9 protein-coding genes are annotated in these 11,806 nt (G+C 33.6%); 1 reads left to right on the top strand and 8 read right to left on the bottom strand.

The genetic code is table 11. The features are described 5' to 3' along the window. Positions 1-85: 85 nt before the first annotated feature. The gene (locus tag AB8B65_RS12615; RefSeq protein WP_405301416.1) at positions 86-1,528 is read left to right on the top strand and encodes a DUF1254 domain-containing protein; all 1,443 of its coding nucleotides are present in this window, start codon (positions 86-88) and stop codon (positions 1,526-1,528) included. Between the two features lie 82 nt (positions 1,529-1,610). On the opposite strand, the gene AB8B65_RS12610 is transcribed toward AB8B65_RS12615, so the two are convergent. The 8 genes from AB8B65_RS12610 to AB8B65_RS12575 all read right to left on the bottom strand — a co-directional run bounded on the left by AB8B65_RS12610 (position 1,611) and on the right by AB8B65_RS12575 (position 11,292). Beyond that, on the bottom strand, positions 1,611-3,734 hold the full coding sequence (locus AB8B65_RS12610) for a T9SS type A sorting domain-containing protein (protein WP_405301414.1): 2,124 nt from the start codon (positions 3,732-3,734) through the stop codon (positions 1,611-1,613). A 1,331-nt stretch (positions 3,735-5,065) separates the two neighbouring features. Next, positions 5,066-6,445 (bottom strand): 30S ribosomal protein S6--L-glutamate ligase, encoded by a 1,380-nt coding sequence (rimK, locus tag AB8B65_RS12605; RefSeq protein ID WP_405301413.1) that lies wholly within the window; start codon positions 6,443-6,445, stop codon positions 5,066-5,068. A 216-nt stretch (positions 6,446-6,661) separates the two neighbouring features. Continuing rightward, positions 6,662-7,096: a VOC family protein gene (locus tag AB8B65_RS12600; RefSeq protein ID WP_405301412.1), complete on the bottom strand. Its 435-nt coding sequence runs from the start codon at positions 7,094-7,096 to the stop codon at positions 6,662-6,664. 16 nt (positions 7,097-7,112) lie between these two features. Next, positions 7,113-7,514, bottom strand: a complete 402-nt coding sequence (locus tag AB8B65_RS12595; RefSeq protein ID WP_405301410.1) for an NUDIX hydrolase — start codon at positions 7,512-7,514, stop codon at positions 7,113-7,115. Positions 7,515-7,541: 27 nt separating this feature from the next. Continuing rightward, positions 7,542-7,853, bottom strand: a complete 312-nt coding sequence (locus AB8B65_RS12590) for a hypothetical protein (protein ID WP_405301409.1) — start codon at positions 7,851-7,853, stop codon at positions 7,542-7,544. Positions 7,854-7,868: 15 nt separating this feature from the next. Next, positions 7,869-8,843: a deoxyhypusine synthase family protein gene (locus tag AB8B65_RS12585; protein WP_405301408.1), complete on the bottom strand. Its 975-nt coding sequence runs from the start codon at positions 8,841-8,843 to the stop codon at positions 7,869-7,871. Then, positions 8,833-9,780, bottom strand: coding sequence for an agmatinase (speB, locus tag AB8B65_RS12580; RefSeq protein ID WP_405301407.1), 948 nt, complete (start codon positions 9,778-9,780; stop codon positions 8,833-8,835). Before speB ends, AB8B65_RS12585 begins: the two co-directional genes overlap by 11 nt. 39 nt (positions 9,781-9,819) lie before the next feature. Then, on the bottom strand, positions 9,820-11,292 hold the full coding sequence (locus tag AB8B65_RS12575) for an arginine decarboxylase (RefSeq protein WP_405301406.1): 1,473 nt from the start codon (positions 11,290-11,292) through the stop codon (positions 9,820-9,822). Positions 11,293-11,806: the final 514 nt, after the last annotated feature.

The following is an 11,806-nucleotide window of genomic DNA, read 5'->3' as shown; positions in this document are numbered from 1 at the left end:
ACGTATTTCTGGTTTTCATAAGACGTATTTATACGCTTTCATTTTTGATGTGAATTTGCAAATCTTTGTATCAAACAAAGAAATTATGAAAACTACTACTACAAAAAAACAACAAAATGATGTTGCCACTACAGGTAATGACTGGGATGAAGCCTATGCGTATTCTTTAGGAATACAAGCTTATATTTATGGTTTTCCTTGGGTATATCTTTCTTGGTTAAAATGGTTATGGTCTACTGAAGGCGGAAAAGAATATGCAGAAGCATCTGGAGCAAGTGTCCCTTGGGCGCCTATAAATTCCTTTTTTAAAAGTACTGCATTAGCAACACCCGAAAATACTACTGGCGGATCGCCAAATTGTGATACTTTATATGCAACAGGTTGGTTAGATGTATCTGATGAACCAATGATTTTATCTGTTCCAGCAGTTGATGATCGCTATTATTGTATACAAATGGCGTGTATTGACTCTGACAATTTTGCTTATGTTGGAACCTATGCTACAGGAACAAAAGCTGCAAATTATTTAATTGGCGGTCCAGGATGGAATGGAAAGATTCCTGATAATGTTATGGATGTTTTACCAAGATCAAGAACGCCAGAAATTTTATTAATGGGACGAACTGGTGTGAACGATTCTAATTCGCAAGAAGATCTAGATAAGGCATTAGCGATTCAGGAACAATACATTATTACACCATTATCTAATTGGATTAGCGGAGAACCTTATGTGCCAGTTGCAGAAGCGGCACCAAACATTCCAATAAACCCAACTGTAGAAACGGAAGGTACTTGGGAAGCCATGAATAATGCAATGAATATAAATCCGCCAGGTGTGTTGCCAGGTGTAGATCAATCGCAATTATTAAGTTTATTTGCAACAGTTGGCGTGGGACCAAATCAATTATTATCTGAACAATCAGAAGAAACAATAACTGGATTGAATTCGGCAGCAGAAGATGGTTTGGCTCTTTTAAAAGAAATGGGAAATTCTAGTGCTTCTTCGGCTTTAAACTATTGGTCATATCCGCCAAGAGACATTGGGCAATCTGGGCAAAATGGTGATTTTATTACAAGATCTGCTTTGCAAGCATTGGCCGGAATTACAGCGCATTATCCAGATGAAAATGTGTATATCCATACATCTTTAGATAATAGAGGTGAATCTTTAAGTGGAACTTCTCAATATAAGATGTACTTTGATGAAGATGAATTTCCAACATTCGATGCTAGCTATTTTGGTTTTTGGTCTATTACCATGTATCAGACTAGTGATTTCAATTTGGTAACTGATTCTAACTCGTATACTATAAATAGTTATGACCCGCAATATCAATCAAGAGATGAAAAAGGTGGAATGGCGATCTATTTACAAAGAGACGAACCATCAGATAATGGCGAAGATGGTGTGTATTGGTTGCAAAGTCCTGAAGATGAAGACTTCTATCTAATCTTAAGAGTTTATGTGCCAGGACCGACAATTTGGAATACACAAACGTATGTTCCGCCTGCGTTAGTAATACAATGATTTTGATTGTTTTATAAAGCATTTAAAGATAACAATGACCTGTGCTAAAAAAGGTTATTTAGCACAGGTCAAAATACTGCTGTTATTCTTTACGTATTTTATACGTTTTCGTTTTGTTAGCTATTGTAATTCTTGCAAGATAAAATCCTTTTCTATAAGCGTCCATATTAAAAGTAACTATATTCGTTTGTGAAAATGTCTTTGTAAACATAAGATCTCCATTAAAATTATAAATAGCGATATTTCCTGTTTCATTTTTGCTAAAGCGAATATTTATAAAATCTTTGACAGGATTAGGATAAATTTTCACGGTACTATTTTCGTTGGTATTGTCTGTATCTCTTTGACAGTTTTGAACTCTAAAAAACTGAAATGGCGCCGAATCCCAAATAGGACCTATACTTAGGCTAACGGCATATAATTTTGTGGGATTAAAAGTTCTAGAAGTCCAACCGTTATTGGCAGAAGGCGTTCCAATGAGATTGGTAAGGTCTATATTGCTTGGTGCAACTCCAGGCGCAACCCATCCATCATAATAATCAGTAACAATTGCCCATGGCGACAAGCTAAATTCTGAAATTCGAATGTGATATCCATCTTCGTTTGCACTACAACTACCATCAATTTTAACTTTAGGCAAGCAAAGTTGATTCACGGTTTGTGGCCCATAATAAGAAGCTTCTGTATGAGTAGAAAAAATATTTTTTATTTGAAAACACGCTTCTATTTCTTGACAGTTTTTAACTCTAAAAAACTGGAATGGTGCCGAATCCCAAATAGGACCTACACTTAGGCTAACAGCATATAACTTTGAGGGATCGAACGTTCTAGAAGTCCAACCATTATTGGCAGAAGGCGTTCCAATGAGATTGGTAAGATCTATATTGCTTGGTGCAACTCCAGGCGCAACCCATCCATCATAATAATCAGTAACAATTGCCCATGGTGATAAACTAAATTCTGAAATTCGAATGTGATATCCATCTTCATTTGCACTACAACTTCCATCAATTTCAACTTTAGGCAAGCAAAGTTGATTCACGGTTTGTGGCCCATAATCAGAAGTTTCAGTATGTGTTGAATCAATGTTTTTTATCTCAAAACAAGCTTCGTTTCCTTGACAATTTTCAACTCTAAAAAACTGAAATGGAGCTGAATCCCAAATAGGACCAACACTTAAACTAACGGCATACAGTTTTGTAGGATCGAACGTTCTAGAAGTCCAATCATTATTGGCAGAAGGCGTTCCAATGAGATTTGTAAGATCTATGTTACTTGGCGCAATTCCAGGCGCAACCCATCCGTCATAATAATCGGTAACAATTGCCCATGGTGATAAACTAAATTCTGAAATTCGAATGTGGTATCCATTTTCGTTTGTACTGCAACTTCCATCAATTTCAACTTTAGGCAAACAAAGCTGATTCACGGTTTTTGGACCATAGTCAGAAGCTTCGGTATGTTCTGAATCAATATTTTTTATTTGAAAACAGGCTTTTACCTTTTTCACTTTTTTCAATTCAACATCATCAATAAAAATAGGGTCTAACAAACTTGCCTGTCCTTTAATTCTTATTTCTAACCTGTTATACCCTTTAGCAATGTCTCCTGTGTCTAAATTAAAAGAGCCTTTCTTTTGCCTCCAATCTGTTGATGGATATTTAGGTGCTTTTTCACAGGTGTTAAATTTAAAAACACCTTTTACATACGTGCTGGTATGTACAATTTTTTCTAACTGACAATTATCTTTATTTCTGAGTACAAATTCGAGTTGAAGCGGTGCTTCATATTCGCCATCGTCATCGTCATGAATATTAATTTCTCTCGATACATAACAAGATACCTCATACGAATGTTCTTCGGAAAGCGGTTCTGTTATGGTAGCTTTCACAGATTCTCCAGTAGTAGGATTAGTTGAATTATTAAACATATGTACATATCGTTCATTTAATTCACCATTACTACGAGGCAAAAGCGCTTTTTTTACATAACAGCTACGGTAGCCATTTTTATCATATAAATCGGGAGTGCAATAATCTACAGTTAAAAACTGTATTCTACAACCATTGCTCCAACCTGTAGCATGATCTACTTGATCAATTGTGACAGAAGTTGGACCACTTTCGAATCCGGGGTTTTGAATTAAATTTTGTCCCATTAGTAGATGGGCGTAAATTAAAATAAAAAGTAAAGTACATTTTTTCATGTTGGTTTATTTTGATTTTTATAAAGAATGTTTTTGTATGCTATATACTTGAATTAGTCATCAAGAATTATGAGATAGATTTATATACATGGGAAATTTTAAGAGATTCATTACCCAATAAGAAGGAGAAATAAAATTTGAAAGCCTTTAGAAGAAGTGTTTTTTGAAAATAAATGTTTTAGGCATGATTCTTACAAGTGCAGAGTCTTGATGTATTTAGTTGATTAACTAAAACCAGTTCAGCCCCCTTTTTAGGATTCAGCTTTTTAAACAATTTATTTTAGGCTATTTCTTTATCTCATACTGCCAAGTGAGAATGAAAACGGAATACGAAATGTTTTGATTTTTTTGACTCTAAATTTTCTAAATCTACTTAGGGAAACTAGGGTTTTTCTAAGGTTTCTTTAATTTTTCGTTTCATATTTAGCATACGTATTTTTATAAATACGACTATAAATTTTTGTTTGATTGAATTTATAGTTTGATTTCTATCAACTAATTATAAACTCAATTTATTATGAAAAAAAAGAAAATTAAAAACTAAGAAAGAAATCTATTTCTAACCTTAGTGAATTAAAAGGTGGAGACGTTACTGCTGATAGTTGATGGTATTGTAATACAGAAAGGGCTGGGTGTTATTTTTATACAAGACTGGGCTTTTATTGCCTAGATACTGATGATTATAACTCTAGAGTCTGTGTTGACGAAACTGTTTATGGCTGTGCATAAATAATATTAAAGCGAACTTTGATTCGTTTTTTTTATGTCAACATCGAAAACTCCTTACCAAAAGCTTTTATAGTTAGTTCATACAATAAGCTATTATTAGTCACATATTGCGCAATATTACTATACTGACTAAGCAGACTATGCCTTGATTTCGACTCTTAAATCATCTATTATAAAGCTTTCATAAGCGGTTAATTCAATAACAGAAATATCCGTATCTATATATGCTAAATTTTATGATATAAGGAATTAGATTAGTCGAACTCGTTTTCAATCAGCGACTTCAAGGCTATTCGTAGATGAAAGGTTAATTGAATATTACTAGTAATTAAAAATAGAATAATCGCTCTAATTTGTTTTAGGTATGTTTTAGGAAAGCAAAAAAGCTAAGATTCTAAGTCTTAGCTTTTCCTTTGTTTATTGTTGTAGCGAGAACGAGAATTGAACTCGTGACCTCCGGGTTATGAACACGAATCGATCACCTTTTAAAACATTGATTATCAATTATTTATATTTTAGAGGAGTACTGAAAACCCCCCAATTTACCCCAAAATCGATACTCTAAAACAGTACTCCACAAGAGTCTGAATAATTATTGAAAGTTACTGGTTCTTAAATTTTAGTTTCTTCTCAATAGATTCTATCATAACATTGGCAATATCCAATCCTGTTGCATTTTCAATTCCTTCTAGCCCAGGAGAAGAGTTTACTTCTAACAATAATGGTCCTTTGTTAGAACGAATAATATCAACACCAGCAACTGGCAATCCTAATATTTTAGCTGCTTTTATAGCTAGTTTACGTTCTTCGTTAGTAATTTTAATTTTAGATGCTGTTCCACCTTGATGAATGTTAGCTCTAAATTCTCCTTTGGCAGCTTGTCGTTGCATGGAAGCCACTACTTTTCCGTTCACTACGAAACAACGAATATCTTGTCCGTTGGCTTCTTTGATGAATTCTTGCACTAAAATGTTCGTCTTTACACTTTTAAATGCATTGATTACACTTTCTGCGGCTTTAGTTGTTTCTGCCAAAACCACACCTTTTCCCTGTGTACTTTCTAATAGTTTAATAATTAACGGAGCGCCATTGACCATTTTGATTAAATCTTTAGTGTCTAATGGCGAATTCGCAAATCCTGTGATCGGAATGTTAATATCATGCTTTGCAAATAATTGTGTCGCTTGCAATTTATCTCTTGATTGTGTAATTGCTTGCGCAGAATTTAAACAATACGCGCCCATTGCATCAAATTGACGAATTAAAGCACACGCATAAAACGTTACTGAAGGCTTGATTCTTGGAATAATTGCATCAAATTCATCTACGATATTTCCACCACGATAGCGAACTTGCGGTTCAACTGCATCAAACTTCATATATGCTTGTTCTACATTCAAAAAGACCATTTCGTGTCCTCGTGCAATTCCTGCTTCTATAATTCTCTTGTTGCTGTATAAATCGGGATTGCTTGCTAATAAAGCTATTTTTAATCCTGATTTTTCTTTGATTAAGTGCTTGTATTTTTCACGAATATCTTCCGTTGTAAAGTCAGATTCCATGAATGTTTTAGAAGAATTAATCATGTAACGCTCAGTCAATGCTTCACGTCCAAGTAACATTCTGAATTCCATTGCATCACGATTTGCCAATGTCAATTCTATTTCATAGGTATCATTTCCAATAGTTACAGGTGATTTTATAACATATCGCACCTCTGAAATTCCGCTTGAACTTTTCACCATACGTTTGTCAAAAACCTTTGCCGTACATTTTACAACAAGACTTCGATTTTCCTGTATTGGATTGACCTCAAAACTTACCCAATCTTCATTACCACTTTCAATTAATCTTATATTATTCGCTTGAATCGAAGATGTTTTTGCACCTGAATCTACACGTGCTTTGATAGCTGGAATTGCTAAATCTTCAAAAGTACACCACTCTTCACTACCAATTATTTTTAATGCTGTTTCGATCAATTTTTTTATTTTATGAATGAAATTAATTTTTTTATTACTTTTTTCTGAGTTCGAATAAATCTTTTCTTCGATCTCTTAGGTTTTTACGGTACTAAATTGATTCAATTCTCTTAATAAATCAACATCTGCAATCAGAATCATTTAGATTTAAGAATTGAAGTTCAATGTTTTCTATATCTTTTGCTTTATTTTTTTTTGATGCAACACGATTTTTCATCATGTTGCACTATGTCTTTGAACGTTTGTAAATAATTCGTCTACGTCTTTGAAACTTTTAAATTCTACCTTGTAACCATCCGGATCAGTCACAAAAAACGAAATATGTTCTCCTACTTTATTTTCCAAAAACGTAACTTCTGTTGTTACTTCTATATTCATAGAAAATAGTTTTGTGTAGAGTTTTCCCCAAGTTTCAGTGTCTACAATAATCCCAAAGTGAAATGAAGGCAAAACTTGCCCACTCAATCGATAATTTTTAAAATCGAAGTTAAATGAACCTGCATTGGTGAATGTCAATTGGTTACCATATAAATTGATATCAATCCATGTATCGTTCCCTCTTCCTTGACTTGCACCTAGAATGTCTACATAAAATCCTTTTGTTTTTTGAATGTCATCACATGGTAATGCGAGATGAAATGCTACTTTCATAAGTATATAATTTTGGTTATTTTTTAAATCTATTTTTAAAATACTTTTTCGTCGCTTTTTTGTCTTCTTTGTCTAAATATGGCAATGCATCTTCCCAATAAGTCCAATATACATCCTTGAATTTTTCGGTTTCCAGTACTTTAAATTCATCTGTTTTTAAAGCTAACAAAAAATGATGTTTTATAATAATATAATCTGTTTTTGTAACAACATTTGATATGATGTGTGAAAGTTTATTTGGATTAATTAATAACCCAATTTCTTCTTTAGTTTCACGCACAAGACTTTCTTCTAAAGATTCTTTTCGTTTTTTCACACCACCTGGAAGCGTACATTCTTTTGTATCGCCTATTTTTTCAATCACTAAAAGTTTATCTCCATTGACAGCCAATAATCGTGTTTTATGAATGGTTTTCATTACTATAAATTATTAATAAATGACTACCTAGTAATTATCTTTTTCTTCATTTGGTGCCTGTATTGCATTTGGATCATCATCCTCAAAATTTTCATAATCATTTTCATCGTAATTTTCCATCGTTAGCTCAAGCTTCACACTTACTTTTACTAAGTATTTTGTGTCGCCAGAAATCACTTCTACAGCTTCTATAGCTTCGCCTTTAGCATTTTTAAATTTTATGATATGATCTCTGTCATAGCCGAAACGATATTTATCAACTAATAATCCTAAGATTTCTGGCGTTAATTTTTTAAAATCAACGATGACACGTTTTAAGTTATCTTTTTTTGGTAGCATGGTTTGTTTTTTTAGTTATAAGTTTAATAAGTAGGCAAATATTAAGGGCGCAACAATAGTTGCATCACTTTCTATGATGAATTTTGGAGTATCTATATCTAGTTTTCCCCACGTGATTTTCTCATTTGGCACTGCGCCAGAATACGATCCGTAACTCGTTGTTGAGTCACTAATTTGACAGAAATAGTTCCAAAATGGTGTATCTGTTCGTTCCATATCTTGGTATAACATTGGCACGACACAGATTGGGAAATCGCCAGCAATTCCACCTCCAATTTGGAAGAATCCAATTCCATTTTTAGAATTTTCAGTGTACCAATCTGCTAAAAACGTCATGTATTCAATTCCCGATTTTATCGTACTTGCTTTTAACTCACCTTTCATTACATAGCTTGCAAAGATGTTTCCCATGGTGCTATCTTCCCAACCTGGACAAACAATTGGTAAGTTTTTTTCAGCAGCAGCGTACATCCAAGAATCTTTTAAATCAATTTCATAGTATTCTTCTAAAACGCCCGAAAGCAACATTTTGTACATGTATTCATGTGGCAAATACCGTTCACCATTTGCTTCTGCATCTTTCCATAGTTTATGGATATGACTTTGCAACCTACGAAATGCTTCTTCTTCAGGAATACACGTATCTGTAACACGATTGAGTCCTTTTTCTAATAAATCCCATTCGTCTTGCGGCGTTAAATCCCGATAATTTGGTACACGTTTGTAATGTGAATGTGCGACCAAGTTCATGATGTCTTCTTCTAAGTTTGCACCTGTACATGAAATAATGTGCACTTTATCTTGGCGAATCATTTCTGCAAATATTTTCCCTAATTCAGCTGTACTCATCGCGCCAGCTAAAGAGACTAACATTTTTGACCCTTTTGCTAAGTTTTCTTCATATCCTTTTGCCGCATCAACTACTGACGCTGCATTAAAGTGTAAGAAATATTTTTCTATGAATTCTGTTACTGCACCTTTAGTCTTCATCTTCGTCTACGTTATATTTTAAACGATTGATTTTTTCGTCTTTTGCTGTTTTGTATAGATTTTCGTTTTCTTCATCTTCATCCTTCTCCAAAAATTTATAACTCAACATTTTATAATAGAGTTTAGCAGCTACAAAGTCCGATGATTTGTCATTCGGATTTGGACATAGTTCAACAATATCAAACCCAACTACATTTTTCTCGGTAAATACACGTTTTAGAAAATCAAGTGTTTCATACCAAAACAATCCGCCTGGTTCTGGAGTTCCTGTTGATGGCATAATGGACGAATCAAAACCATCTAAATCAATTGTAATGTATACGTTAGTGCTCATTACATCAATTGCATTGTCTGCCCAATAATCATCATTTACCATATTGTGTGCAAAAAACACATTGTCTTCATTCATTTCTGTACGCTCAATTGCGTCCATACTACGAATTCCAACTTGTACTAAGTTTGTGTTTTGGTTTGCTTCATACAATGCACATGCATGATTGTATTTTGAACCTTCGTACTCTTTACGCAAATCAGCATGCGCATCAATTTGTAAAACTGTTAGGTTGTCAAAACATTCGTTAAAAGCACGCATAGCACCGATTGAGATGGAATGTTCTCCACCAAATAAGGTTACAAATTTGTTCCGTTTTATGTTCGTTTTGGTTAGTTCATGTACGGCGTTTACCATTGCTTCTGGCGATTCGTTAACCGTGATGGGATCTGATAAATAGATTCCTTGCTTGTATACTTCGCTATCGGTTTCGATATCGTAGAGTTCCATGTTCTCAGAAGCATGTAAAAATGCTTCTGGACCTTTGTCTGCGCCTTTTCCCCATGTACTTGTTCCGTCATACGGAACAGGGATTAACATGATTTTTGACTTTTCAAAACTAGCATATTCTTCAGGAATGCCAGCGTACGTTTTTTTGGTTTTCATTTTATTGATTATTAATAATACTTTTTTACGATGTAATTTTTATGTTGGTTGTGTTAATTCTATTGTTTTTTTAAAGTCAATTGCTTTATCAGCTTTTGACAGCGCATTATTGATTCCATAATCATATCCTAAGAGCGAAAGCAAGTTTTCAGAGGTTTGTTGCTGCGCAAATACACGCGTTTCAATTTCTCCAGCTTCGTTACGATCAATTAAGATGTGCTTTGGTTGTGGAATAAGGCAATGCTGCAATCCGCCAAATCCGCCAATGCTTTCTTGATATGCGCCCGTATTGAAAAAACCTATGTATAATGGTTTGTCTTTGGTGTATTTTGGTAGATAGATTGCATTCATGTGTTGTTCACTGTTGTAGTAATCGTCACTATCGCAGGTTAATCCGCCCAATAATACACGTTCATATTCTTTTTGCCAACCATTGATTGGTAACATGACAAATCGTTTGTTGATTGCCCATGTATCTGGCATTGTTGTTATGAAAGATGAATTGATCATGTTCCATTTTTCACGATCGTTTTGTTGTTTTTGGTATAATACTTCGTAAATAGCACCACCACTTTCGCCAACTGTAAAGCTTCCAAACTCTGTAAATATATTTGGAACAGCTACACCAGCTTCGTCACACGTTTGTTTGATTTGTTGAATAATTTCATCAATCATATACGCGTAATCGTAATCAAATGCTAATGAGTTTTTGATCGGAAAACCACCTCCAATATTTAGGCTATCTAGTGATGGACATTCTTTTTTTAGATTGACATATACTTTCAGACATTTAGACAATTCGTTCCAGTAATAAGCTGTATCACGAATTCCAGTGTTGATGAAAAAGTGTAACATTTTTAACGTTACTCTTGGGTTGTCTTTGATTTCTCGATTGTAAAAAGGTACAATGTTTTTATAGCCAATTCCCAAACGAGATGTGTAAAATTCAAATTTTGGTTCTTCTTCTGAAGCTATTCGAATTCCTACATTATAGTTTCCGTTGATTTCTTCACTCAATAAACTGATTTCCTCATAGTTGTCTATAACTGCAATACAGTTTTTGTGTCCATTATTGATCAGTTTTCCAATATTTTTCACATATTGATCACGTTTGAAACCATTACTAATGACAAATGTGTTGTCAGTAATTTTTCCTTGTGCTTTAAGATTTTCAACAATATCAATATCGAAAGCGGATGAAGTTTCTATGTGAATATCATTCGTTAATACTTCATTTAAGACATGATTGAAATGTGAACTTTTAGTACAATAACAGTAATGATACTTACCTGCATACTTATGTTTTTTAATAGCATTTGCAAACCAACCTTTTGCTCGGTTGATATTTTCAGAGATTTTTGGCAGATACGTAAATTTTAAGGGTGCACCATATTGAGCAATGAGCTTTGTAAGATCAATGCCGTGAAATTGTAATTTGTTGTCATCAAGTGTGAATTCTTTTTGTGGAAAATCGAATGTCTGCTCGATGAGATCAATATATTTAGTTTTCATTTTAAATGAATAAAAAAATTAAAGAAATAATGAGAGTCACGCTATGTTAGTAGCTGATAATTAAAAAAAGAGTGTGCATCAAATACGGAAAGCAAATACCGTAAATGGCATGAATGTGCGTTGCGATAAACGCTTGAAGGTATGTTCTATTTTAGAAGTCAGCCTGAGAATTTGGAATCTTATACCTAAGACAGCTTTTGGAGTAGACTTCTTTATCCTCCTAAGCCCAAATCTGAAAATAGTATTCATTTATATAGGCAATGCGTTCTATTAGTGAACTCATTAACAAGACAAACATACTAAAAAAATGAATTTAAAAAACTTTTTTTTTATATATCAATAAATTGTGATGGATTAGCACAAAAACCTAGACTTAAAAATACCGTAATTAGCTATCTATGAATTGGACAAAAACTTAGGTTGAACTTATTACAAAAAGATAAGGATACTAAACTGCTAATTTTTCACTTATTAATCTTATCAAAACTTTCATTTCTAAAGAAATAAGAAATTT

Origin of the sequence: Kordia sp. (assembly GCF_045105435.1) — a bacterium.
GTDB lineage: Bacteria > Bacteroidota > Bacteroidia > Flavobacteriales > Flavobacteriaceae > Kordia.
Note: the sequence above shows the minus strand (reverse complement) of the source record. Positions and strands in the feature narration are given on the sequence as shown.

Coding starts and splice junctions, on each gene's coding strand:
- AB8B65_RS12585 (WP_405301408.1), bottom strand. CDS start 8,843: ATGAAGACTAAAGGTGCAGTAACAGAATTCATAGAAAAATATTTCTTA.
- AB8B65_RS12610 (WP_405301414.1), bottom strand. CDS start 3,734: ATGAAAAAATGTACTTTACTTTTTATTTTAATTTACGCCCATCTACTA.
- AB8B65_RS12600 (WP_405301412.1), bottom strand. CDS start 7,096: ATGAAAGTAGCATTTCATCTCGCATTACCATGTGATGACATTCAAAAA.
- AB8B65_RS12590 (WP_405301409.1), bottom strand. CDS start 7,853: ATGCTACCAAAAAAAGATAACTTAAAACGTGTCATCGTTGATTTTAAA.
- AB8B65_RS12575 (WP_405301406.1), bottom strand. CDS start 11,292: ATGAAAACTAAATATATTGATCTCATCGAGCAGACATTCGATTTTCCA.
- AB8B65_RS12595 (WP_405301410.1), bottom strand. CDS start 7,514: ATGAAAACCATTCATAAAACACGATTATTGGCTGTCAATGGAGATAAA.
- speB (WP_405301407.1), bottom strand. CDS start 9,780: ATGAAAACCAAAAAAACGTACGCTGGCATTCCTGAAGAATATGCTAGT.
- AB8B65_RS12615 (WP_405301416.1), top strand. CDS start 86: ATGAAAACTACTACTACAAAAAAACAACAAAATGATGTTGCCACTACA.